General features: G+C 69.0%; 25 protein-coding genes and 2 pseudogenes. 7 read left to right on the top strand and 20 right to left on the bottom strand.

What is annotated here, in order from left to right:
- Positions 1-21: 21 nt before the first annotated feature.
- From ACZ5IQ_RS09750 to ACZ5IQ_RS09740, 3 genes are read right to left on the bottom strand one after another with little or no spacing between them, the layout of a single operon-like run.
- Positions 22-372, bottom strand: a complete 351-nt coding sequence (locus tag ACZ5IQ_RS09750; protein ID WP_212812128.1) for a hypothetical protein — start codon at positions 370-372, stop codon at positions 22-24.
- A 14-nt stretch (positions 373-386) separates the two neighbouring features.
- The gene (locus tag ACZ5IQ_RS09745) at positions 387-1016 is read right to left on the bottom strand and encodes a class I SAM-dependent methyltransferase (RefSeq protein ID WP_212812129.1); all 630 of its coding nucleotides are present in this window, start codon (positions 1014-1016) and stop codon (positions 387-389) included.
- Entirely contained in the window at positions 1016-1981 is a 966-nt protein-coding gene (locus ACZ5IQ_RS09740) for an NAD(P)/FAD-dependent oxidoreductase (protein ID WP_212812130.1), read from the bottom strand. Before ACZ5IQ_RS09740 ends, ACZ5IQ_RS09745 begins: the two co-directional genes overlap by 1 nt.
- A 47-nt stretch (positions 1982-2028) precedes the next feature.
- On the opposite strand from ACZ5IQ_RS09740, the gene ACZ5IQ_RS09735 reads away from it, so the two are divergent.
- The gene (locus tag ACZ5IQ_RS09735; protein WP_138248576.1) at positions 2029-2607 is read left to right on the top strand and encodes a helix-turn-helix domain-containing protein; all 579 of its coding nucleotides are present in this window, start codon (positions 2029-2031) and stop codon (positions 2605-2607) included.
- A gap of 164 nt (positions 2608-2771) precedes the next feature.
- Here the strand turns inward: ACZ5IQ_RS09735 and ACZ5IQ_RS09730 are convergent, their stop codons facing one another.
- The 13 genes and pseudogenes from ACZ5IQ_RS09730 to cobC form a co-directional block, all read right to left on the bottom strand.
- Entirely contained in the window at positions 2772-3434 is a 663-nt protein-coding gene (locus ACZ5IQ_RS09730) for a CAP domain-containing protein (protein ID WP_244872605.1), read from the bottom strand.
- A gap of 16 nt (positions 3435-3450) precedes the next feature.
- Complete coding sequence (locus ACZ5IQ_RS09725; RefSeq protein ID WP_061003089.1) at positions 3451-3813, bottom strand: DUF732 domain-containing protein; 363 nt, start codon at positions 3811-3813, stop codon at positions 3451-3453.
- Between the two features lie 5 nt (positions 3814-3818).
- On the bottom strand, positions 3819-4460 hold the full coding sequence (locus tag ACZ5IQ_RS09720) for a hypothetical protein (protein ID WP_212812131.1): 642 nt from the start codon (positions 4458-4460) through the stop codon (positions 3819-3821).
- Positions 4457-5095, bottom strand: a complete 639-nt coding sequence (locus ACZ5IQ_RS09715) for a mammalian cell entry protein (protein ID WP_212812132.1) — start codon at positions 5093-5095, stop codon at positions 4457-4459. The genes ACZ5IQ_RS09720 and ACZ5IQ_RS09715 overlap by 4 nt, the downstream gene beginning before the upstream one ends.
- Entirely contained in the window at positions 5059-6516 is a 1458-nt protein-coding gene (locus ACZ5IQ_RS09710) for an MCE family protein (RefSeq protein ID WP_212812133.1), read from the bottom strand. The genes ACZ5IQ_RS09715 and ACZ5IQ_RS09710 overlap by 37 nt, the downstream gene beginning before the upstream one ends.
- Positions 6517-6774, bottom strand: a pseudogene (locus ACZ5IQ_RS09705) (mammalian cell entry protein); the annotation flags it as partial.
- A 106-nt stretch (positions 6775-6880) separates the two neighbouring features.
- Positions 6881-8230: an MCE family protein gene (locus tag ACZ5IQ_RS09700; RefSeq protein ID WP_212812134.1), complete on the bottom strand. Its 1350-nt coding sequence runs from the start codon at positions 8228-8230 to the stop codon at positions 6881-6883.
- Positions 8227-8688 (bottom strand): annotated as a pseudogene (locus ACZ5IQ_RS09695) (MCE family protein); the annotation flags it as partial. The gene ACZ5IQ_RS09700 and the pseudogene ACZ5IQ_RS09695, both read right to left, overlap by 4 nt.
- Positions 8689-8762: 74 nt before the next feature.
- A complete protein-coding gene (locus ACZ5IQ_RS09690; RefSeq protein ID WP_212812135.1) occupies positions 8763-9821 on the bottom strand; it encodes a LuxR C-terminal-related transcriptional regulator in 1059 nt (352 codons plus the stop codon).
- 268 nt (positions 9822-10089) lie between these two features.
- A complete protein-coding gene (locus tag ACZ5IQ_RS09685; protein WP_133427061.1) occupies positions 10090-11196 on the bottom strand; it encodes a bifunctional RNase H/acid phosphatase in 1107 nt (368 codons plus the stop codon).
- A complete protein-coding gene (locus ACZ5IQ_RS09680; protein ID WP_138248607.1) occupies positions 11193-11945 on the bottom strand; it encodes a zinc ribbon domain-containing protein in 753 nt (250 codons plus the stop codon). Before ACZ5IQ_RS09680 ends, ACZ5IQ_RS09685 begins: the two co-directional genes overlap by 4 nt.
- A gap of 11 nt (positions 11946-11956) precedes the next feature.
- Positions 11957-13081: a Nif3-like dinuclear metal center hexameric protein gene (locus ACZ5IQ_RS09675; RefSeq protein ID WP_212812136.1), complete on the bottom strand. Its 1125-nt coding sequence runs from the start codon at positions 13079-13081 to the stop codon at positions 11957-11959.
- The gene (gene cobC / locus ACZ5IQ_RS09670) at positions 13078-14088 is read right to left on the bottom strand and encodes an Rv2231c family pyridoxal phosphate-dependent protein CobC (protein ID WP_212812137.1); all 1011 of its coding nucleotides are present in this window, start codon (positions 14086-14088) and stop codon (positions 13078-13080) included. Before cobC ends, ACZ5IQ_RS09675 begins: the two co-directional genes overlap by 4 nt.
- Positions 14089-14143: 55 nt before the next feature.
- On the opposite strand from cobC, the gene ACZ5IQ_RS09665 reads away from it, so the two are divergent.
- From ACZ5IQ_RS09665 to ACZ5IQ_RS09655, 3 genes are read left to right on the top strand one after another with little or no spacing between them, the layout of a single operon-like run.
- A complete protein-coding gene (locus ACZ5IQ_RS09665) occupies positions 14144-14782 on the top strand; it encodes an HAD-IA family hydrolase (RefSeq protein ID WP_212812138.1) in 639 nt (212 codons plus the stop codon).
- Positions 14775-15263, top strand: a complete 489-nt coding sequence (locus ACZ5IQ_RS09660) for a low molecular weight protein-tyrosine-phosphatase (protein ID WP_212812139.1) — start codon at positions 14775-14777, stop codon at positions 15261-15263. Before ACZ5IQ_RS09665 ends, ACZ5IQ_RS09660 begins: the two co-directional genes overlap by 8 nt.
- Entirely contained in the window at positions 15263-16126 is an 864-nt protein-coding gene (locus tag ACZ5IQ_RS09655) for an SURF1 family cytochrome oxidase biogenesis protein (RefSeq protein WP_464481167.1), read from the top strand. Before ACZ5IQ_RS09660 ends, ACZ5IQ_RS09655 begins: the two co-directional genes overlap by 1 nt.
- Here ACZ5IQ_RS09655 and ACZ5IQ_RS09650 read toward each other — a convergent pair.
- Positions 16068-17033: a cobalamin biosynthesis protein gene (locus ACZ5IQ_RS09650; RefSeq protein WP_464481166.1), complete on the bottom strand. Its 966-nt coding sequence runs from the start codon at positions 17031-17033 to the stop codon at positions 16068-16070. The two genes, ACZ5IQ_RS09655 and ACZ5IQ_RS09650, sit on opposite strands and share 59 nt — an antisense overlap.
- 36 nt (positions 17034-17069) lie before the next feature.
- On the opposite strand from ACZ5IQ_RS09650, the gene ACZ5IQ_RS09645 reads away from it, so the two are divergent.
- Positions 17070-17903 (top strand): oxygenase MpaB family protein, encoded by an 834-nt coding sequence (locus tag ACZ5IQ_RS09645; RefSeq protein ID WP_061005429.1) that lies wholly within the window; start codon positions 17070-17072, stop codon positions 17901-17903.
- 28 nt (positions 17904-17931) lie between these two features.
- On the top strand, positions 17932-18327 hold the full coding sequence (locus ACZ5IQ_RS09640) for a VOC family protein (protein ID WP_061005432.1): 396 nt from the start codon (positions 17932-17934) through the stop codon (positions 18325-18327).
- Between the two features lie 3 nt (positions 18328-18330).
- Here ACZ5IQ_RS09640 and ACZ5IQ_RS09635 read toward each other — a convergent pair whose 3' ends face one another.
- The 3 genes from ACZ5IQ_RS09635 to ACZ5IQ_RS09625 all read right to left on the bottom strand — a co-directional run bounded on the left by ACZ5IQ_RS09635 (position 18331) and on the right by ACZ5IQ_RS09625 (position 20758).
- Entirely contained in the window at positions 18331-19020 is a 690-nt protein-coding gene (locus ACZ5IQ_RS09635; RefSeq protein ID WP_061005433.1) for a DUF5666 domain-containing protein, read from the bottom strand.
- A gap of 68 nt (positions 19021-19088) precedes the next feature.
- Complete coding sequence (locus tag ACZ5IQ_RS09630) at positions 19089-19961, bottom strand: alpha/beta fold hydrolase (protein ID WP_061005435.1); 873 nt, start codon at positions 19959-19961, stop codon at positions 19089-19091.
- Entirely contained in the window at positions 19961-20758 is a 798-nt protein-coding gene (locus tag ACZ5IQ_RS09625) for a class II aldolase/adducin family protein (protein ID WP_061005456.1), read from the bottom strand. The genes ACZ5IQ_RS09630 and ACZ5IQ_RS09625 overlap by 1 nt, the downstream gene beginning before the upstream one ends.
- Before the next feature lie 373 nt (positions 20759-21131).
- Here ACZ5IQ_RS09625 and ACZ5IQ_RS09620 point away from each other — a divergent pair, with 373 nt between their 5' ends.
- The gene (locus ACZ5IQ_RS09620; protein WP_061005437.1) at positions 21132-21971 is read left to right on the top strand and encodes an SH3-like domain-containing protein; all 840 of its coding nucleotides are present in this window, start codon (positions 21132-21134) and stop codon (positions 21969-21971) included.
- The last annotated feature ends 19 nt before the right edge of the window (positions 21972-21990 follow it).

The following is a 21990-nucleotide window of genomic DNA, read 5'->3' as shown; positions in this document are numbered from 1 at the left end:
GTCGACCACCATATCAGCTGGTCAGAGCGCCGCGACCAACGAGTCCAGGACGACGACCGCGCCGTACGCCAAGAGCACCTGTTCCAGCCAGCGCGGCCCGTCGCGATGCGTGCGGGCGAGCGCCAGGCCGATGCCCAGCACCAGGATCAGCGGCACCGTGATCGCCCACTCCGACCACACCTGCCGCGGTCCGTACACCAGCAGCGCGGCAGCCGGACCCAGCGACCAGTCGCCGGAGGTGGCCAGTGAGTTTCCCACGGCATCGGTCAGCAGCTGAATGGCCTGGTGACCACCCAACAGCAGGCACAGGCACGCGGTCACCAGGAGCATCGACTCGGCAATCAGCCGGACGTCGAGCCGGTGCTTGACCACCTGGTGACCTCCGATCAGTGCGTGCGGCGCAGGACAATCAGATTGTCCCGCAAAACGGCGGCTTCGCCAGTGGGGCCGATCGCCTCGCGTTCCAGAGTACCGACGTGCTGCCGCTGCCAGCCTTCGTCGGGCAGGTCCAGCTCTGCGACGACCTCGTCCGCGGACTGAAAGTGGTGGTCATGGACGTGTTTGGCGGCCCAGGGCGGCGCCTCGCCATGGTCGACGATCAGCAGCGTGCCGCCGGGAGCGACGGCCGCTGACGCCTGTTGCAGTATTTGCCGGCGCTCGAGATGGACCGTGGAATGCAGGAACTGCGCCGACACCAGATCGAAGCTGCCCGCCGGGAAACTGTGGGACAGGTCGTGATGCTGGAAGTCGATGCGCTCGGCCACTCCCCTGGCCTCGGCCGCGCTGCGGGCCCGGTCGAGGGCATTGGTGGCGATGTCGACCGCGACGACCTGCCAGCCCTCGGTGGCGAGCCAGATCGCGTCGGCGCCCTCGCCGCACCCCAGATCCAGCGCCCGGCCCGGGCTCAACTCGCCGGCAATCCTCGCGAGATGGGCGTTGACCCGGCCGCTCCACATCTGTGGCTTCTCGGCGTACCGGCTTTCCCAGTGCTCTTGGGGCGTTTCCGTCGTGGACATCAATCCTCCTGCTGATCGAAATGGGGCCAGGGCATGACGGGTAGGCCGAACTCGTCGTGCAGCAGACTCTGCACGATCGCGGCGGCCGCGGCGGAACCGGTGGCGATCGCCGCCGCCACCTGAGGCATCTGAGCGCAGACGTCGCCCGCGGCGAAGACGCCGGGCACCGACGTGCGCTGCATCGGGTCGACCTTCACGGCGTCGACGACGACCGGGCCGGGCGGGGCGATCCGCACACCGAGCTGCGTCGCCAGGTCGGTCCGCTGCCGCAACGCGCTGGCCACCAGCACGCCCTCGCGCTTGAGTTCGTCGCCGTCGGCGAACACCACGGCAGCCAATTCGCCATTGCGCGAGGCGAATTCGACGACCTTGCGTTCGTCGACCCGCACACCGGCGTCGGCCAGGGCGCGGTTCTGGGCGTCGTCCAGGCCGGAGGAACCGTTCGTGAGGGCGACGACGTCGTCGGTCCAGCCGCGCAGCATCAGCGCCATGTGCACGGCCCGGTCGCCGTCGGCGAGGACGGCCAGCGCCTGGTCGCGCGCTTCCCAGCCGTGGCAGAACGGGCAGTGGAACACCGCCCGGCCCCAGTGCTCGTGCAACCCCGGGATGTCGGGAGCGTCGTACTGCATGCCGCCGGCCAGCAGTACCCGCTGGGCGTGGTGCACCGAGCCGTCGGCGAGTTCGAGCCGGAACGCGGGGCCCTCTTGCGCCGTCGCACCGGTGACTTCCCCCTCGACGACCTGCACCGACGGGTACTTGGTCAGCTCACGGCGGCCGTCGGCGTACAGCTCGGCAGGCGGCCGTCCGTCCTGTCCCAGCAGACCCCCGATGCCGTGGGCCGCGCGGTTGCTCTGCTCGCCGGCGTCGATGACCAGCGTCCGCCGGCGCGCGCGGCCGAGCACCAGTGCGGCGCTCAGCCCCGCCGCGCCGCCACCGACGATGGCGCATTCCCATTCGTTGTTCATGACATCGACCTTGCCGGGCGCCGGCGAAAATGCCAAGCTGATTTGCCATGCAGGCAAACCCTGAGGACGACGACATCGAAGCGCGGGTCCGGCGGCGACTGCGGGAACTGCGCACGCAACGCGGCATGACGCTGGAAGATGTTGCGCGCGCGGCCGATATCGACATCTCGACGTTGAGCCGTCTGGAATCGGGCAAGCGGCGGTTCGCGCTCGACCATCTGCCCAGGCTCGCCGCGGCACTGTCGATCAGCACCGACGAACTCATGCGCGCACCCGAGGCCGAGGACCCGCGGGTCCGTGGGGCGTCACACAGCCGGGACGGCATCACCTACTGGCCGCTCACCCGCGGCGGGCCGGCCGGCGGGCTGCACACCTTCAAGATCCGCGTGAGCACCCGGCGCCGGACGCCACCTGCCGAGCTGCCGGTGCACGACGGCCAGGAGTGGCTCTACGTGTTGTCGGGCAATCTGCGACTGTTGCTGGGCGACCGCGACTTCACCATCAAACCCGGTGAGGCCGTGGAGTTCTCGACGTGGACCCCGCACTGGTTCGGCACCGTGGACGGCCCCGTCGAGGCGATCGCCATCTTCGGGCCGCATGGCGAGAAGCTGCACATCCGCAACTGAGCACGGTCGTTGGCTCTGCGTCAGCGGCGTCAGGCACTCGGCTTTTCCCGCCACAACCGCAGGATCAACCAGGCACCACAATCGACCCTGCGGCCAGGGCGGCATCTACTCGACAGTTGTCGCCCCCAGCGCAGAACCAATGCGGACATGCCGCGACGGTCCGGCTAGTTCGCCGGATACGCCGGCGGCGGGTTCACCTCGCGCAGGATCCAGGGGAACCAGTTGAAGAAATGCTCGACTTCGTCGCTGCCGTCGTAGTCGGGGCTCGGGTCGAAGCCGTTGTTGCCGCCGCCTTCCTTCTCGTCGCGGTGCGGCGGCTCGGGCAGCTGGCCATAGACGGCGACGACGACGGTGCGGTCCAGACTGTTCTCGGACCACACCCCCATCTGGTTGTTGGCGCAGTTGGACATGATCTGTTTGATGACGGGGTCGTAGTACCACCGGTTGATCAGCTCGACGCCGCTGATCGCGAGCGCCGGGTTGGTGGCCACCGTCTGCGCCACCGGGCCACCGCGGTAGCCCGCCTGCTCGGCCCGAATCTGCGGCGTCGATCCGTCAGAACCGATGTCCCCGTCCAGGTCCCGGTTGGCCATCATGTCCCGGGCCTGCCGCGCGGCGGCCTGCTGCAGTTGCGGGTTGACGGCGATGTCGTTGGTACAACCGGCCTGGTGCTGCACGGTGTAGACGTTCGACACGACGGAATCGTTGAGCCGCTTGTTGTTCGGAATGAGGGTGTTGCCGTTGTCGGCGTGCGCCAGCGGCGCGCACAGCGCCGCGGTGACGGGCACGACGGTCAACGCGGACATCACCAGCGGCCGACACCTCATCGTGAATTCCTTTGCATCAGGGGTGAACACCGGGCGGTGACTGGTAGTGCGCCGCGGAGTTGCGCAGCTGCCAGATCTGCGCGGGGCACAGTTCGTTGACGGCCTGTGAGACGAGGTAGGACGCCTGATAGTCGTCGTCGGTGCCGAAATCGCCTCGTACGTCGCCCATCACCTCGGCGAACGGTCGGCCGGCCGCCACCTTGTCGCAGATGCCGTAGCCATAGCCCAGTGCCGCATCGGCATTGGGAAAGTTGTAGCCCGGTCGCACGGTCACACCGATCAGATACGCCGTCGCATCGGCATGAGCCGACGGCGCGGATACCGCCGGGACGGCCAGCGTCGCCGCCGCGAGCAGCCCACAGGTCCAGCGTCGAATCATGGCGCTCACATCGGATCGAATTGCGATATGAGCCAACGGTTATCGACCTTGTCGAGCGTCACACGCACGCTCGACGCGGTACTCGTCGGGGCGCTGTCGCCGATGATCATCGTCTGATCCACGAACAGCATCACGACCGCATGGTTCGGCGTCGCCTTCGTCCAGGCGGCTGCGGGTACGGTGGCGACGGCCGAGATCTTCTTCTGCTTGGACCCGGGGATCACCACGTCGCGGGTGAGCGAGGTGTAGGAGTTCAGGAAGTTGCCGGTCATGTACTTCTTGGCGGCCTCCAGATCCTTGTCGACCGTCTCGGGCTTGTAGGACAGCAGCGCGACCGTGCCGTCGGTGGCGGCCTTCGTGGATTCCTTTTTGGCCGTGTCGGATCGGCTCAGCGACACGTCTTTCCACTGCAGGTAGCCGGCCGCGCCACCGAGCGCGAGGACGACGGCGGGCAGCAGTCCGTAGACCGCCACGTTCGCCCACGCGACGCGGCGCCGCCCGGCGGCAGGCGCCGCGTCGGTGGTCTCTGCGGCATCGGACTCGGCCGCACCTTCACCCTCATCGGCGGCGAGCTCATCCACCGATGCCGTTGCCTCGAAAGATTTTTCGGCTGCGGCCTCGCCGCCGCTGGTCTTGATCAGTTTCACGGCACAAACTCCACGTTCGACACCTTCATCACATCACCGACTTTCTGCACCGCGAGGCGCATCCGCCACTCGCGTGGTTGTTGTTCCGGCGCACCGACATTGGAGGTCTTGACGGCCACCGCGACCAGCACCTGAGCCGAGTCGCCAGACTCCGATTCCAGCCCGGCCTCGGTGATCGACCCGGTGGACGTCGACTTCGCCTCCTTGACGACATTGATGAAAGGTGCTGAGCGCTTGGCGAAGTCGTCGTAGAACTCGCCGGTCGCGCTGTCGAGGATGCGCTGGACGTCGGCGTCGGCGCGCTGCCAGTCGATGGTCGTCAGGTTCAGGGCGCCCTGCCGGGCGGCCTGCACGATCTGGCTCTGCCGCTCGTCGACGTCGGTCGCGCGGTGCGTGCGGACCACCAGCCAGCCGACCAGCGTGCTCAGCGCGACCACCAGGACCAGCCCGAGCACCGCCGCGAGCCGGCGCACCCGCTTCGGCTTCGCGGGCTCGTCGACGCGCTCATCGGCACCGTCCGTGTCACCGGCGTCATCGGCATCCGTCTCGTCGATGTCATCGATCTCGGGGTCGAGGACGGCGACCCCACCGCCGTCGGTCAGCTCCCCGGCTGCGGCGTCATCATGCTCTGCCATGTCTTCTCCTTCGGAGCCGTGTGGGCCAGATCGGCTTGGGTATAGGTCTTTCCGTCCGGGCCGACATACGACCCACTGGCCGGGTCGTACTCGGCCACGGCGACCGGTGGCGGTGGCGGTGGCGGCGCGCCCGGAGGCGGGGCCGCGCCCGGCCGCAGTTGTGGCACGTCCTGCCCGGTCCAGGTGGCGTTGGGATCGCCCTTCCAGTTGTAGCCGTCGTTGAGGGGCACGTACGGCTCGTTGCTCTCGCATTGCTTGACGGTCGCGGCGCGCTTGCCGGGCACCGTCTCGCACGGCAGGTTCTTGGCACAGCGCACGTTGAACATGCCGTCCTGCGGGGTCCGGCAGTACAGCTCACCGGCCGGCAGCTCGGGGTAGTCCTCCAAGGCCGGGTTGCGCATCTGCTGCGCCGGCAGATACCCGGTGGTGCATGGCGGCGGCAGGTTGAGGTTCAGATTGAAGCTCAGATACGCGCCCTTGTAGGCCTGCTTGGTGTCGCGGTTGGCCAACGTGACGCCTTGCGCCGCTTCGGTTGTGCGCGGCAGCAGCACCAGAAGTTGTTCGAGGTTCGGCTGGTAGGTGATCGCCACCTTGTTGATGGACACCAGGTTCTGCAACAGGATCGGCAGTGTCGGACGCAGCCGGTTGAACAACTGCCCCATCTCGCCGAATGCCGGTCCGCCCTTGTCGAGCAGGGTGCCCACGGCCTTGTCCTGTGCCTGCAGCTCACCGGTCACCGTGGCGAGGTTCGCCGCCCACGCCTGGATGGCACCCGAGGTGTTGTTCTGCGAGTCGAGCACGGGTTTGACCTGATCGATCAGGCTCAGCAGCGGGTCGAGGTTGGCGCGCGCGTCGATGGCCAGCTGGCTGCCGCCCTTCACGATGTGGGAGAGCTCCGGCCCCAAACCGCCCACAGCCGTGGCGGATTCGTCGATGACCGTCTTCAGGTTGTCCTTGGGCACCGCTTGCAGCCCCTTGGTCAGCGAGTCGATGACGGTGTTGATGTCGGGCGGCACCGAGGTGTGCGCCAGCGGGATCACGTCGCCGTCCTTCAGTGGTCGCGAGCCGGTACCCCGGGGCGTCAACGACACGAACTGCTCACCGATCGCCATCTGGCTGTGCACGTCGGCCTGCACGTCGGACGGAATGTCGGTGCCCGAATTGAGCGACAGCTCGGCCTGCACCCCGGTGGGCGTGAGCCCGACAGACTGCACCCGGCCCACCACCGTGCCGCGGTAGGTGACGTTGCCGGTGGCGTAGAGGCCGCCGGTCTCGGGCAACTCCATCTTGACCACGTAGCGCCCGATGCCGAAAAGCTTGGCGGGCAACTGCATATAGATCAGGCTCATCATCGTCACCGCGACCAGGGCGACGAGGGCGAAGATCGCGAGCTGAATTCTCACGCGTTTGTCGAGATGCATTTACGGCCCCTGATCCCAGCGGTACGGAATGGTCAGCGGATTACCCGGGTTGTTCGGCCCGCCGGCGGTGCACGGACTGGGGAACTGGCCGATGGTGCGGCCCCACTGCAGTTCCAGCTCGGTCAGGTCGCACTCCCAGCGGGTACCGGTGAAGAACGCCTGATCGATGCGGCTGAGGGTGAGGTCGACGATCGCGGTGAGGTTCGCGTAGTCGCCGCGCTGCCACTTCTCGATGGTGTCGCTCGGGAACGGCACCGTGGGATGCGTGACGCCCGCTGGAACGCCGTCACGGCGAAATAGCCACCGCCCACGACAAGGGCCAGTGCGGCTGCCACCGCGAGCAGACGCGTGGACAGCTTGCTCATCACTGTCCTCCTGGCGTCGGTGTGGGTACTTCAACGGGGTCCGACACATGCAGTGGCGGGGTTTTCGGTGGTTCGGGCATGGCGGTCTGGCCGGGTGCGAGCGCCGGCGGTCCGGGCGGCGGCCCACCGGGCGGCGGCGCCGGTTGCGTTTCCCGAGCCGGGTAGCAGCCGGGCCCGGGCAGCGGGATTCCGGGCGGGCCACACGCGGTGTCGCCGGGCTTGCCGGTGATCGCGTCCGGGATGGTCATGCGTGGGTCGCCGGCCTGGCCGGTCCGCGGGAACGGCACCGGCAACGGCGGGGTGCCCGGCTGGCCGACCTGCGGATCCTGAAGCTGCGACGGCAGTTTCGTGTTCGGGTCCACCCCGAGGTCCGAGAACGCGGCATCGACGAACGGCTGCACGAACTGGCCCGGCAACAGGTTCACGATGTGCGCCTTGAAGAACGGGCCCGAACCGACCGCATCACCCAGTGCCATGGCGTACTGGCTGAGTCGCTTGACGGCCTCCTGCAGCCGTTCCTTGCGGTTGTCGAGCATCGTGACGACGCCGTTGAGCTTGTCCAGCGCCGGCCGCAGCTGCGTCTTGTTCTCCGCGATCAGTCCCTTCAACTGCTGGGAGACCGCCGACAGGCTGTTCCACAGCCGGCTCACCGCGGCGCTCTGCGAACGCAGTTGCACGAGAAGCGCATTGGTGTTCTTCACCAGGCTGACCACCTGATCGCTGCGCTTGGCCAGCACCGTCGTCGCCTTGGCGGCGTTGTCCAGGAGGCCGCGCAGTTGCGCGTCACGATCGTTCAGCGTCTTGGAGAACCGCGCGATGCCGTTCACCGCGTCCCGCAGATCCGGGGCGGTGTTCGCGAACGCCTCCGAGACCGTGGCCAGCGAGTCCGACAGCTGATGGGTGTCCAGGCCGCTGATCGCGTTGGTGACGTCACCGAGGGCGTCCGGCAGCTGGTATGCGGACACGGTCCGCTCGAGCGGGATGGTGCCCTTGAGGTCGCCGTCGCCCTTGGGGACGACTTCCAGCATCTTGCTGCCCAGCAGCCCCTTGGTCTTGATGGCGGCCTCGGTGCGCTCGCCGAGATGCACGTTGTCGTCGACGGTGAACTTGATCAGCACGCGCGGACCGTCGAGGTCGATGCTGGCGACCCGACCGGCCGGAAACCCCGAGATGTCTACGGGCGCACCGGTGTGCAGGCCGCTGGCGTCTTCGAAGTACCCGGAGTACGTGGTGGTGCCGCTGACGAACGGGATCTTCTGGAACAGCAGCGCGACGGTGGCGATCACCACCACGGCGCTGATCCCGATCGCGCCCAGGGCGAAATGACTTCGCTCGGCAAAAGGTTTCATCTCGGCGTGCACCGTCCCGTGCTCTGTCCGGCCACCTTCACGTAAACCGGTTGTCCCCCTTTGCCGTTGAGTTTGAGTACCGCGTCGCACAAGTAGAAGCTGAAGAAGTCGCCGTAAATCCCCTGGCGCGTCAGGGCTTTGTACTTGTCGGGCAGGGTGTTGATGAAGTTGTCGAAGTAGTCGTGGTCGGCCAGCACGATTCCGGCGGTCCGGTCAACTTCGTGGACGGTCTTGGCCAGTGGCGGCCGGGCCTCGGTCAGCAGGCCGGCGATCGAGTTGGCCGCCGCGTCGGTGTAGGCCACGGCCTGCGAGATGTCGGTCTTGCGTTGTGCCAGCCGGTCGACCAGCTCCGACAGTGACACCACGGCCTTGTCGAGCTTGTCGCTCTTGCCGCCGAAGGTGCCGAGCACGGTGTTCAGGTTGGTGACGACCTGTCCGATCAGCTGATCGCGATCGGCCGGTCTCGGCAGGTTGAGCACGCTGCGCAGGTGTCCGTCGATCTGGTTGAGCCTGGTCACCATCGCACGGCGCGTCATCGCGACCGTCCGCTCCCCACGCCGGCATCCATGGCCAGATACATCGCGAGGGCGGCCGCGCGGTTGGTGGTGCCGAATTTCTCGGCGATGCGCTTGAGATGGGATTTGACGGTGCCCTCGGAGATCTCCAGACAGCGCGCGATGTCGCGATTGGTGGCTCCGGTCGCCACGTAGGACATGACCTCCCGCTCACGCGGGGTCAGCTCGGCCGCGACGACGGGCGCGCTCGTCGGCTGGACATCCGGCTCGCACTCGCCTGCATCCGACACGACAGCGCCACCCGGTGCGGGCCGCGTCATGAGGTGATCCATTGTGGCGCAGAGTTTGTCGACCTCGACGCGCTGCTGCGAGACCTTCTCTGCCAGAACGGCCCGCTCGTACACCACGGCCAGGCATTCGGCGAATGCCTCGAGCAGATCGAACTGATCCATGACCGTGGTGCCGGGGGCTTCGGGGAAATCGGCGTGCAGCATCCCGATCACCGCGCCGCCGACGGTGATCGGTGCCGCGAGGTAGTCCAGCCGGGCCGACGCGGTCGGGCGGGACACGACGACGCCGTGTCGCCCGCGGATCAGGGCGGCCTCTGCCTCGGTTTCCTCGAACCGGACGGGCACGCCCACCGAGAACCCATGGAAGGACAGCGATGTCGCACCGCGGCCATGCAGATGCCGCGGCAGCCAATCGTGCTCGCGGACCGTGGAGACCATGACGCGGCTGAATCCGAAGTCCCGGCACAGCAGTGTCATGGCGGCCTTGATGGTCTCCCGCGACGAGGTGCCGCGCAACGAATCGACGGCGTGGCGAATGGCGGTCACGCGCCCGGCACCATGGGCCACCGCGCGACGGCTCAGCTCACGACGGAGCCGCTGGACGCCGGCCAACACGTCTTCGGTCGCGGTGCCGGCACTGCGCTGGCGTTCGAGGCGGCGGCGGAAGCGGTCGAGTTGCCGGTCCAGCTCGTGGTATGCGCCGGGATCGCGAAGATTGCGGCCTAGCGAGTGCAGGCGGTCCGCTCCCGTCGTCGTCGCAGCGTGCCCGGCGATGAGCGTGGCCATTCACTCCCCTGCCTCGAGGTCGAAAACGGGACTGGTGCCAACATGTTCCGCGGTGTGCGCGGCCAGACGGGTCGGACCCGCGGCAGCTCTGCCCAGCTGCGACCGATGCGCGTTCAACAACCGTTTGAAATGTTGCTACGCAGATTCTGCGTGGGCGACAGCTTTCGACCTATGTCCGCAACCGACGAAAAAACCAGCGTCGCCCGCTCTGCTCTGTCCTGACACGACAAATCTGTGAGTCAGCAAACCGCCGGAGCTACAGACCGGCTTAGAGATAAGCGGTCTGATTGACCAACCGGACCGCGGAACCGCCGTCGCCGAAGAACTCCGCGATGCTCAGCGACGCCAGATCCAGGTGCAGGCGGTACAGGATGCCGGGCCCCGCATCGAGCGCCTGCCGCAGGATCGTCTTGATCGGCGTGACATGCGAGACCACGAGTACCGTCGTCGCGCCGTGCTCGGCAATGATCCGGTTGCGGGCGCGGCGAATCCGGTGCGTCACCGTATCGAAGCTCTCCCCATCCGGCGGCGCGACGCTGGTGTCCCCCAGCCAGCTGCGGTGCAATTCCGGATCCCGTTCGGCCGCTTCGCGGAAGGTCAGGCCTTCCCAGGCACCGAAGTCGGTCTCGATCAGGTCGTCGTCGACGGTGACATCAAGGTCGAGCGCACTCGCCGCCGCCTTCGCGGTGTCCAGCGCCCGCTGCAACGGAGAGCTGATCACGGCCGAGATGCCCTCGATACCAGCGACATACGCCGCGGCCGCCGCGGCCTGCTCGCGCCCCAAATCGGTGAGCGGAGGGTTGCCCCGACCCGAGTAGCGGCGGTGCACCGACAGCTCGGTCTGCCCGTGGCGCAGCAGCAGGAACCGCGTCGGCGCCCCGACGGCACCGGTCCACCCGGGGGCCGCCGGTTGTGCCGCAGTGGCTTTCGGCTCCGGAACCACCACAGGCACCGGGGCCGCCACCGGCGCCGACGCCGCGGCGTCCATGGCCTCGTTGGCCAACCGGTCGGCGTGCGCGTTCTGCGCCCGCGGAATCCACGTGTAGCTCACCCGCCCGAACCGCCGGGCCAGCGCCACCGCCTCGCGGTTCAACGGGATCAGGTCCGGGTGCTTGACCTGCCAGCGGCCCGACATCTGCTCGACCACGAGCTTCGAATCCATCGACACCGCAACGTCGTCGGCGTCCAGTGCGGCCGCGGCCTCCAGCCCCGCGATCAGACCTCGGTACTCGGCGACGTTGTTGGTCGCCACGCCGATGGAGGCGCTGCTCTCGGCGAGCACCTCGGCCCGGTCGGCGGAAAACACCACGGCGCCATAGCCTGCGGGTCCCGGGTTGCCGCGCGACCCACCGTCGGCCTCGACCAGAACTCTCACAGACCGGTTTCTCCCGCACGGAAGTCCTTGACCCGCACCAGGATCGCCCCGCACTCGGGGCAGCGCAGCACGTCGTCGGGGGCGGCCGCCGAAACCCGGGACAGCTCACCACGATCCAGGTCGATGCGGCAGGCGCCGCAGCGGCTGCCCTGGAGCAGCCCCGCGCCGGGGCCGCCCAGCTTGCGCTGTTTCTCGTACATCTCGGCAAGTTCCGGGGACACCGAGTCCAGCAGCGCTTTGCGCCGGTCGGCAGCGACCTTGCGCGACTCGTCGATGGACACCAGCGCCTGGTCGCGCTCGACCTGCGCCGAGGTCAGATCCCCCTGCAACGCGTCGATCAGGGCCAGTTCCTCGTTCCGCTCACCCTGCAGCTCTTCCCGACGCTCCATGATCTCCAGCTGCTGCTCCTCGAGAGCGGCCTGCCGGCGCTGCAGCGTCTCGAGCTCGTGCTGCAGTTCGGCCACCTGCTTGGCGCCGACCGAACCACTGTCCATCAGCTTCTGGTCACGGGCCTCACGCTGACGCACGGCGTCGATCTCGGACTCGAACTTGGCGATCTGCGCGTCCAAATCCTCGACAGCGATGCTCAGCGCCGCCAACCGATCGTTGGCCTCGCGGTGCTCTGCCTGCACGGCGTCGAAGCGCTGCTGCTCGACCAGGTGCGTCGACCGGTGCGTCAGGCGGGTCAGCGCGGCGTCCACTTCGGCCACCTCGAGCAACAAACGTTGTTGCGACACTTCAGCTTTCATCTTCACGTCTCTCAGCAGGTTATCTCGACGTTCCAGGGGTCGGTACGGATCTGGCTGACCCGCACCGGCAACGCATCACCGAATTGTGCACGCAAGACCCCGGCGGCCTGCTCGCACCACGGAAATTCACTCGCCCAATGCGCTACATCGACCAGCGCCACGTCCGATGCGCGGCGGTGCTCGTCGGCGGGATGATGGCGCAGATCGGACGTCACGTAGACATCGACTCCCGACCTCGTCACCGCGCCCAGCAGCGAGTCGCCGGCGCCCCCGCAGACCGCGACGCGTGACACCAGGGCGTCCGGATCGCCCGCTGCCCGTACCCCCCACGATGTGGTGGGCAGGCCGCGCGCGACGCGGGACGCGAAGGCCGACAACGGTTCCGGCTCCGGCAACGAGCAGATGCGCCCGATCCCGACGTCCGACGGCAGCGGCGCCAGCGTGAGCACGTCGAACGCCGGTTCCTCATAGGGGTGCGCCGCGCGCATCGCCGTCAGCACCGCCCGCCGCAGCCGGGACGGCGCGATCACCTCGACGCGGTCCTCGGCGACCTGCTCGATGGCGCCGACCATGCCGATGGTCGGTGTCGCGCCCTCGTGCGGCAGGAACTGGCCTACGCCCATGGTCGCCCAGCTGCAGTGCGAGTAGTCGCCGATCTGGCCGCCACCGGCGGCGAACATCGCGTCCCGCACCGCGTCGGCGTTCACGTGCGGCACGAACACGACCCATTTGTCCAGGTCAGCGCGCGCCTCGGCGGGGTCGAGCACACCCTCGACCTGCAGGCCCAGTGCCTCGGCGAGGGCGTCCGACACCCCGGGCGCGGCCGCATCGGCATTGGTGTGCGCGCTGAACAGCGCCGCGCCGCGGCGGATCAGCGAGTGGATCAGGGCGCCCTTGCCGGTGTCGGCGGCCACGGTGTCGACGCCGCGCAGCAGCAGCGGATGGTGCGCCAGCAGCAGTCCGCCCTCGGGCACCGACGCGGCGACGGCCGCGGTGGCGTCGACCGCGACGGTCACCGACTCCACGGCCTCGGACGGGTCACCGCACACCAGGCCCACGGAGTCCCAGCTGTGCGCGAGCGCCGGCGGGTAGGCGCGGTCCAGCGCGGCGATGACGTCACGCAGCGGCACACTCACCAGGGCACCTCCTGTAGGGCTTCGACGAGGACCGGCCATTCCGGGCGGACCGCGGCGCGCAGGTAGCCGCCGGGCAGGCCGACGAACGTGTCGCAGCGGCGCACCGCAATCCCCTTCTCCGCCAGGTGCTTCCGGGCCAGCTCGGCGTCCGGCACCGAGAACAACACGAAGGGTGCGGCACCGTCGGCCACCGCGAAACCCGCCGCCGTCAGACCCGCCGCCATCTCGGCCCGCAGGTCGGCCAACCGGCGCGCCCCGGCCTCGGCCTCGGCGACCGCGGCCGGCGTGCTGCACCCCGTCAACGCCTCCAACTGCAGCGTGCCCAGCGGCCAGTGCGGCCGCTGCGCCGTCAGCCGCGCCAGCACCTCGGGCGCGCCCAGCGCGTAGCCGACCCGCAGCCCGGCCAGCGACCACGTCTTGGTCAGGCTGCGCAGCACCACGACGTCGGGCAGCGACCGCCCGGCCAGCGACTCCGGTTCACCGGGCACCGCGTCGGCGAAGGCCTCGTCGACGACGACGATGCGACCGGGTGCCCGCAGCGCCAGAATCTCGTCGCGGCGGTGCAGGACGCCGGTCGGATTGGTGGGATTGCCCACAACCACGAGGTCCGCGTCCGCCGGCACCGCCGCGCCGGACAGCCGGAACGGCGCGTCCAGCACCACGTGCGCGACGGGCACGCCGGCGGCGTCGAAGACGGCTTGCGGCTCGGTGAACGACGGCGCGATGAGCGCCGCCAGGCTGGGCTGCAGCAACGGGAGCAGCGCAAAACCCTCGGCGCCGCCCGCCAGCAGCGCCACTTCGTCGAGGTCACGGCCGTGCCGGGCCGCCACGGCCGCTTGGGCTGCAGCCACGTCGGCGGAGGCCGGATAACTGCCCAGTTCGGCCAGCCGGGCCGCGAGGCGGTCGGCCAGCCACTGCGGCGGACCGGCGCCGCGGACGTTCACCGCGAAGTCGAGCATGCCGGGCGCCACCGCCTGATCGCCGTGATAGCGCGCCCCGAGTTCCACAGGTAGACCCTAATGCGCGGCGCAGGCGGCCAGACACATCAGGGACAATGACACCGTGACCCCGCAGTTGGTGCTATTCGACCTCGACGGGACGCTGACCGACTCCGCCGAGGGCATCGTCGCCAGCTTCCGTCATGCGCTCGGCGCTGTCGGCGCCGACATCCCCGACGGTGACCTCGTGGAACGGATCGTCGGCCCGCCGATGCACGTGACGCTGGGCTCGCTGGGCCTCGGCGAGAAGGCCGCCGACGCCATCGCCGCCTACCGCGCCGACTACACCACCCGCGGCTGGTCCATGAACCGCATGTTCGACGGCATCGAGGATCTCCTGGCGGACCTGCGGGCCGCGGGAGTGCGCCTGGCCGTCGCGACGTCGAAGGCCGAACCGACCGCCCGGCGCATCGTCGAGCACTTCGGTATCCACGAGCACTTCGAGGTCGTCGCCGGCGCCAGCGTGGACGGCACCCGGTCAGCCAAGGCCGATGTCGTCGCCCATGCCCTCGCCCAGCTGGCCCCGGTACCCGAACAGGTGCTGATGGTCGGCGACCGGTCGCACGACGTGCATGGCGCCGCGCACCACGGCATCGACACCGTCGTCGTCGACTGGGGTTACGGCGCAACCGATTTCGCCGACGATTCGACGGTCCGGCGGGTCGCCACCGTCGCCGAGCTACGGGAGGTGCTGGGTGTCTGACCCCGTGCACGTGACGTTCATCTGTTCGGGCAACATCTGCCGGTCGCCGATGGCCGAGAAGATGTTCGCCCACCAGATCAACGAGCGCGGGCTGGCCGACCTGGTCCGGGTGACCAGCGCCGGCACCGGCGGCTGGCACGCGGGTGACCCGGCCGACAGCCGCGCCGAGCGGGTGCTGCGCGCGCACGGCTACCCCACCGCGCACGCCGCCGCGGCGATCGACGACGACCATCTCGCCGCCGACATGATCGTTCCCATGGGCCGCAACCACACCCGCATCCTGAGCGACCTGGGCGCCGACCCGGACCGGGTCCGGATGATGCGCTCGTTCGACCCGCGTTCGGGCGCCCACGCCCTGGACGTCGAAGACCCGTACTACGGCGGCATCGACGATTTCGAGGAGACCTTCGCGGTCATCGAGGCCGCGCTGCCGGGCCTGCACGACTGGGTCGACAAGCAGCTGGCGGAGCGAGGCGACTGATGCGCCGGCTCGGGTTCCTGCTCCGGCCGCAGTGGCTGGCGCTGTTCGTCGTGGTGATCGCGTTCGCCTACCTGTGCTTCACGGTTCTCGCGCCGTGGCAGCTGGGCAAGAACACCCGCACCTCGCGGGAGAACAACCAGATCGCGTCGTCGCTGAACACCGAACCCGCGCCCCTGATCTCGGTCCTGCCGCACCAGGATTCGTCGGCCCCGGACGCGCAGTGGCGACGGCTCACGGCGACGGGCCACTACCGCCCCGAGGCGCAGGTGCTGGTCCGGCTGCGGACCGACGACGGCGACCCGTCGTACGAAGTGCTGACCCCGTTCGCGGTCGACGGTGGCCCGACCGTGCTGGTGAACCGCGGCTACGTCAAGCAGGGCGACGGGCCGGGCGTGCCGCCGTTCGCCGCGCCGCCGACGGGCACGGTCACGATCACCGGGCGCCTACGCGACGCCGAGCCGGTCATGTCGGGCAAGGAACCGTTCAAGCAGGACGGCATCCAGCAGGTCTATTCGATCGCCCCGACGCAGATCTCGCAGCTGACCGGGGTGCCGCTGACGGCGGAGTACCTGCAGCTCGTCGACGGCCAGCCGGGCGGTCTCGGGGTCATCGCGCTCCCCCATCTGGATGCCGGCCCGTTCCTGTCGTACGGCATCCAGTGGATCGCGTTCGGCATCGTCGCACCCATCGGGCTCGGCTACTTCGTGATGGCCGAAATCCGGCAGCGCCGGCTGGAGAAGGCCCAATCCGGCTCGGCCACCGACACTTCCGGCGGGCCCGACCCCGAGGAACCGGCCACGCCACTCACCGCCGAGGAGAAGACCGAGCAGAAGCTCGCCGACCGCTACGGCCGGCGCCGCTGAGCCCGACGGCCACGACCGTCGCCAGCGCCTGTACCCGGCGGGTCAGCCGTACCGCGTGACGCAGATCGGCGGGCACCGGCGCGGGCCCGGCACCGAGGGTCGGCCGCATCTCCAGCCGGTGCGCGTACTGCGTCGCTCCCCCGAGCCGCACGCCCAGTGCGCCGGCGAAGGACGCTTCCGCCACCCCGGCATTGGGGCTCGGGTGCTTGTGCGCGTCGGCGCGCCACGCCCGCCACGCCGCGGCGGGCCGGCGCGACGCCGCCATGACGCACAGCCCCGTCACGCGGGCCGGCAGGTAGTTGAGGACATCGTCGAATCGGGCTGCCGCCCAACCGAACCGGGTGTAGCGCGAGTTGAGGTGGCCGATCATGGCATCGAGGGTGTTGGCGCCGCGGTACACCAGCAGGCCCGGCACCCCGGCGACCGCACCCCACAGGATAGGTGCCACCTGCGCGTCGGAGGTGTTCTCCGCGACCGACTCCAGCGCGGCCCGGGCCAGCCCGTCGGCGTCGAGCGCCGACGGATCACGCCCGCACAGAGACGGCAGTAGCTCGCGCGCCGCAGCCACGTCACCGCGCTCGAGCCGCGCCGCCATGTCGGCGCCGGTCCGGGCCAGCGACGTCCCGCCCAGCACGGTGTAGGTCGCCGCGGCGGTCACCAGCGTCTTCGCCACCGGACCCCGCGCGACGCGTTCCAGGCCCAGACCCAGTGCGCCCAGCCCGACCAGCAGCGCCGCGGTGTGGGCGGCCCCCGCCAGTCGGTTGTCGCTGTATGTACGCCGTTCCAGGGCGGCGGCCGTCGTCCCGAACAGCGCTACCGGATGGCCGCGGCGGGGGTCGGCCCAGCACACGTCGGCCAGGTAGCCGAGCGCCAGACCGGCCGCCCGCGGGGCGCTTCTGTCAAACACGCCGGGCAGCGTCTCACAGGGTGTTTACTCGGCACCATGCGGCTCGGTCCACCTCGGCATCCGAAGCGGGTTGTCGACCTCATCAACCCCGCGGCGGCACTGGCGCCGGCGGCCAACGTCATCATGCAACTGGCCCTGCCCGGCGTGGGTTACGGCGTGCTGGAGAGTCCCGTCGACAGCGGCAACGTCTACAAGCACCCGTTCAAACGCGCCCGCACCACCGGCACCTATCTCGCGGCCGCGGTGTACGGCACCGACGACGACCGCGCGCTGATCCGCCGCGAAGTCGACCGGGTGCACGCGCTGGTGCGGTCGACGGCGTCGAGCCCCGTGAAATACACCGCGTTCGATCCGAAGCTGCAGCTGTGGGTGGCGTCGTGCCTCTACCGCTATTACATCGACCAGCACGAGTTCCTCTACGGCCCGCTGAGCCCCGCGGCCGCGGCCGCGGACGCCATCTATCAGGACGCCCGCACCCTCGGCACCACGCTGCAGGTGCGCGAGGGCATGTGGCCGGCCGACCGCGTCGCCTTCGACGAGTACTGGAAACGCACGCTCGACGAGCTGCAGATCGACGAGCCCGTCCGCCAACACCTGCACGGCGTGGCGGCCCTGGCGTTCCTGCCCACCCCACTGCGGCAGCTGGCCGGTCCCTTCAACCTGTTCGCGACGACGGGCTTCCTGCCCGCCGAGTTCCGCACCCACATGAAGCTGGCGTGGACACCCACCCAGCAGCGCTGGTTCGACCGGCTGCTGACGGCGGTGCGGCTGGCCGACCGGGTGATCCCGCGCGACGTCTGGCTGCTGGGCTACCGGCTGTACCTGTGGGACATGCGGTCGCGCGCCCGGCGCGGAAAACCAGTGGTATGAAACAACATTCACGATCAGGAGGCATCTCATGGCATTTGCGGCCCTTAACCATGTCGCGGTCACCGTCAGCGACATGGCGGTCAGCGGCCCCTGGTACCGCAACCTGATCGGCGAGGATCCGGTGCTCGACGAACACACCGACGCCGGCTACCGACACCTGGTGTGGGCACTGCCCGGCGGCACGTTGTTCGGCATCCATCAGCACGACCGCGCCATCGAACCGGGCCAGTTCAGCGAGTTCCGGGCCGGCCTCGACCACGTCGGCTTCGGCTGCGCCTCCCGGGGCGAGCTCGTCGACTGGGCCGCCAAACTCGAGGCGCTGGGCATCACCCACGGCGGCGTGGTCGACGCGCCCTACGGCTCCGGCCTGAGCTTCCGCGACCCCGACGGCATCGCCCTGGAGTTCTTCGCGCCGCCGGAGTGACCGTCAGCGGTGCCCGCCGCCACACGCCCCGTTCACGGCCGGCCGCACCATCGCGAATGTCGCCTGGAGGGCGCCGTTGCCGTCCTTGGTGCCGCGCGCGCCCAGACACATCCCGGCCGCGATCACCTTCGCGTCCGCGGCGGCACTCTTGGTGTAGCGGGTATCGGGCGTCACCGTGACGGTGACCTGCGCGTTGTCGGCGTCGGTGACCATGATCGTGCTGCCGTTCACCGACGCGACCGTGCCGTTGATCCCGTGCTCGCGCTTGCCGCCCTTCTGACCACATTGTGCGTTGCCGCCTTGGCCGACGAGGACGTTGGCGGCGGTGACCGCGGAACCGGTGTCGGCGCCCTTGACCGGGCGGACCGCGACGCACTCGCCGGCCGTGACGTCGGTCAGCTGACCGGGGCCGAGCTGCGTGATGCGGGTCGAGGGCGTGATGTCCACGGTCCCCGGTCCGTCTTTCCCGGTGATCGACACGGTGCCGCCCGAGACCGAGTTGACCAGACCCGACAGCCGGTCTTTGCCGCCCGGACCTTGGGGCGCCGGACTGGTGGACGACGGCGATGAGCTGCCCGCGGCGGTCGAGCCGGCCGACGGGGTGCTCGATGATCCGCATGCCGCCAGGGACAGCGCAGCGAATCCGGCGAGGGTGACGACGCCGCAGCGCCGGGAACGGGATGTTGTGGACATGAGCCCACAGTGACCGGCCCAGCCATGAATCAGCTCAGATCTTGATATGAAGACGCTGGGCGCGACGGTCAGCTGAGGAATGCCGCCAACGCCACGAGTGTGTCGTCGGGGCGCTCTTCCGCCAGGAAGTGGCCGGCGTCGATGCCCTGGCCGCGCACATCGCTCGCGTACTGCTGCCACACCTCGAGCGGACGGTAGAGCTGCCCGACGACGCCGCGCGTCCCCCACAGGATCAGCAACGGGCACTCGACCTTCCGGCCCGCGTCGGCGGCGTCGTGCACCAGATCGATGCTCGCCGCGGCGCGGTAGTCCTCGCACATCGCATGGATGGCGTCCGGGGTGGCGAAGCAGCGCTCGTACTCGGCCATGGCCGCGGGGTCGTAGCAGTCCGTGCCGCCGAAGGCTCCGAGAAAGGCCTTGAGCAACAGCGTGGCGTTCGACTCCATCATCAGTTCGGGCAGCGGCGCCGGCTGGATGAAGAAGAACCAGTGGAAGTAGGCGGTGGCCAGGGCCCGGTCCGTGTGGTCGTAGACGTACTTGGTGGGCAGGATGTCGAGCAGCGCGGCCCGGGTGACGGCCTCGGGATGGTCGAGCAACATCCGGTGCGTCACGCGCGCACCGCGGTCGTGCGCGACCACGCTGAACTCGCCCAGGCCCAACTGGTTCATGACCGCGACCTGATCGGCGGCCATCGTCCGGAAGCTGTAGTCGGCGTGGTCGCCACCGCCGGGTGGTTTCGAGCTGTCGCCGTAGCCGCGCAGGTCCGTCGCGACGACGGTGAACCGCTCGGCCAGTCGCGGCGCGAGACGGTGCCACATGACGTGGGACTGCGGTGCGCCGTGGAGCAACAGCAGCGGCGGGCCGGCGCCGCCGATGACGGCCTGAATCTCGACGCCGTTGACGGCCAACCGTTCGTCGGTGAACCCCGGGAAGAGGCCCATCAGTCGAAGACGTCCGGCTGGCTCGCGACGACCTGCTCCCACAGCGGCCGGAACTGGAACCAGGCGACCAGGTCGCTGCCGATCTGGCTGTGCACCAGTTTGGCGGTGTCGTGGTCGATGACGGTGGGTGTGCCCGCAGCCATCGCGAGCAGTTGCGCCTGACACGACCGCTCCATGGTGACGAACCACCACGCAGCCGCCGAAACTGACGTGCCGACCGTGATCAGGCCGTGGTTACGCAGGATCGCCGCCTTGTGGTCACCGATCGCGGCGGCGATGTTCTTGCCCTCTTCCTCCGCGAGAACCACACCGCGGTAGTCGAGGTACAGCCCCTGGTCTTCATAGAAGGGGCAGGCATCCTGCGTGAGCGGCTCGAGCGGGATGCCGAGCGCCGAGAACGCCTTGCCGTACAGCGAGTGAGTATGTGCGGCGGCGACGGCGTCGGGCCGGGCGTTGTGCACCTGCGCATGGATCGTGAACGCCGCCGCGTTGACCGGCCGCGTACCGTGCACGACGCGACCCTGATGGTCGACGCAGATCAGGTCACTGACACGAATCTGGTTGAAGCTCATGCCAAACGGATTGACCCAGAACAGTTCCGGGTGCTCCGGGTCGCGAGCGGTCATGTGCCCGGCGACACCTTCGGAGAACCCGAACTTGCCGAACACCCGGAACGCGACGGCGAGGTCGCGCTTGCGCTGCTCGCGTTCCTCTTCGACCGACAGACCCATGGGCGGCAGTGGCAGATCGCAGGGGTCGGGCAAGGGGCCCAGTGCGCGTTCCAACAATTCCCGCATGTCGTCGCCGATCGTGCTCACGTCCACCGCCAGGCCCTTCCGCCGATCCCCGAGCACAGCATCACACGTCATGCCTGCCGACGAAAGACGAGATTTGCCGGCGAGTGCCACGGCGAACTCGATCGGTACGGCCGCCGGACCACACCTGCGGCAGCAACCCGTCCGATACTGTCGCGTGAACATTGAATAGCGTTGCATGGCAATGCCTTTGACGAATACGACCAAACCTGCCCGCGACCGACACTGCAGAGTTATCGTCGGTACGTAGTCATGTGAGCCAGGACGCGGGGGTGCGTTCGTTCCTCAGCACGTGTTGGATGCCGAATCGGCCCTCGCGTCAGTTTGTTGCGTCAGCACAACCCGAGGAGCTGCCATGAGCACAGCGGCCGAGCGCGCAGCCCAATTGGGCTTGGTGTCCCGACTGAAATCGTCCTACCCGGAACTTCCCGACGCCCCGTACCCCGACATGCTGGACGCGGCCCGGATCCAGGCGTATCTGAAGCCGGTGCACGACGTGGGCGGTGAGCCCGATGCGCCCATGGAGTACGTCAACAAGCAGTACGAACTGTGGGAACACATGACGTACGTGATCTGCGAGGTGCTGGCCTGGCGCGGCATCTGGCTGTCGGAGGAGCGCCGCCGGATCGGCAACGTCGACGTCGGCCGCGCGGAGTACCTGGGCCTCCCGTATTACGGCCGCTGGCTGCTGTCGGTCGCCCGGGTGCTGATCGAGAAACACCACATCAGCCTCGGCGAGCTCATGGAGCGCATGGCCGAGGTCAAGGCGCGCTACGAGGGCGGGCTCGACGGCAAGACGCTCGAGGCGACGCCCCGGTCCGAAGGCGACGGCGCGAACGTCAAGCGCAACAAGCACCACATCGAAGCCGTCGGCATCGGTGATCCGCAGATCTACGCCGGTAAGGCCGGCAACCCGAAGTTCAAGGTCGGCGACGCTGTGCGGGTGCGGGAGTTGCCGGTGATCTTCTACACCCGCACCCCGGAGTACGTGCGCGGCGCGACCGGCAAGATCGCCGTGCTGGCCTACGAAAGTCCGGCGCCCGAGGACGAGACCTGGGACATCCCCGAGGCGCCGCCCGAGTGGTTCTACGTCGTCGAGTTCAACCAGTCCGAGCTGTGGCACGACTACACCGGCACGTCGCAGGACACCCTGCGCACCGAAATCCCCGAACGCTGGCTGGAAGCAGCCACCTAGCTCGAATCACCTCAGCCAG

The sequence above is a fragment of the Mycobacterium toneyamaense genome (genome assembly GCF_055384815.1).
This window is presented reverse-complemented; position numbering and strand designations above follow the sequence as displayed.

What these genes read in the sequence shown, in the direction of transcription:
- ACZ5IQ_RS09710 (WP_212812133.1), bottom strand. Translation starts at nt 6,516, where the DNA reads ATGCATCTCGACAAACGCGTGAGAATTCAGCTCGCGATCTTCGCCCTC.
- ACZ5IQ_RS09730 (WP_244872605.1), bottom strand. Translation starts at nt 3,434, where the DNA reads ATGAGGTGTCGGCCGCTGGTGATGTCCGCGTTGACCGTCGTGCCCGTC.
- ACZ5IQ_RS09640 (WP_061005432.1), top strand. Translation starts at nt 17,932, where the DNA reads ATGGCATTTGCGGCCCTTAACCATGTCGCGGTCACCGTCAGCGACATG.
- ACZ5IQ_RS09635 (WP_061005433.1), bottom strand. Translation starts at nt 19,020, where the DNA reads ATGTCCACAACATCCCGTTCCCGGCGCTGCGGCGTCGTCACCCTCGCC.
- ACZ5IQ_RS09620 (WP_061005437.1), top strand. Translation starts at nt 21,132, where the DNA reads ATGAGCACAGCGGCCGAGCGCGCAGCCCAATTGGGCTTGGTGTCCCGA.
- ACZ5IQ_RS09700 (WP_212812134.1), bottom strand. Translation starts at nt 8,230, where the DNA reads ATGAAACCTTTTGCCGAGCGAAGTCATTTCGCCCTGGGCGCGATCGGG.
- ACZ5IQ_RS09630 (WP_061005435.1), bottom strand. Translation starts at nt 19,961, where the DNA reads ATGGGCCTCTTCCCGGGGTTCACCGACGAACGGTTGGCCGTCAACGGC.
- ACZ5IQ_RS09655 (WP_464481167.1), top strand. Translation starts at nt 15,263, where the DNA reads ATGCGCCGGCTCGGGTTCCTGCTCCGGCCGCAGTGGCTGGCGCTGTTC.
- ACZ5IQ_RS09740 (WP_212812130.1), bottom strand. Translation starts at nt 1,981, where the DNA reads ATGAACAACGAATGGGAATGCGCCATCGTCGGTGGCGGCGCGGCGGGG.
- ACZ5IQ_RS09680 (WP_138248607.1), bottom strand. Translation starts at nt 11,945, where the DNA reads ATGAAAGCTGAAGTGTCGCAACAACGTTTGTTGCTCGAGGTGGCCGAA.
- ACZ5IQ_RS09645 (WP_061005429.1), top strand. Translation starts at nt 17,070, where the DNA reads ATGCGGCTCGGTCCACCTCGGCATCCGAAGCGGGTTGTCGACCTCATC.
- ACZ5IQ_RS09625 (WP_061005456.1), bottom strand. Translation starts at nt 20,758, where the DNA reads ATGCGGGAATTGTTGGAACGCGCACTGGGCCCCTTGCCCGACCCCTGC.
- ACZ5IQ_RS09690 (WP_212812135.1), bottom strand. Translation starts at nt 9,821, where the DNA reads ATGGCCACGCTCATCGCCGGGCACGCTGCGACGACGACGGGAGCGGAC.
- ACZ5IQ_RS09745 (WP_212812129.1), bottom strand. Translation starts at nt 1,016, where the DNA reads ATGTCCACGACGGAAACGCCCCAAGAGCACTGGGAAAGCCGGTACGCC.
- ACZ5IQ_RS09735 (WP_138248576.1), top strand. Translation starts at nt 2,029, where the DNA reads ATGCAGGCAAACCCTGAGGACGACGACATCGAAGCGCGGGTCCGGCGG.
- ACZ5IQ_RS09725 (WP_061003089.1), bottom strand. Translation starts at nt 3,813, where the DNA reads ATGATTCGACGCTGGACCTGTGGGCTGCTCGCGGCGGCGACGCTGGCC.
- ACZ5IQ_RS09715 (WP_212812132.1), bottom strand. Translation starts at nt 5,095, where the DNA reads ATGGCAGAGCATGATGACGCCGCAGCCGGGGAGCTGACCGACGGCGGT.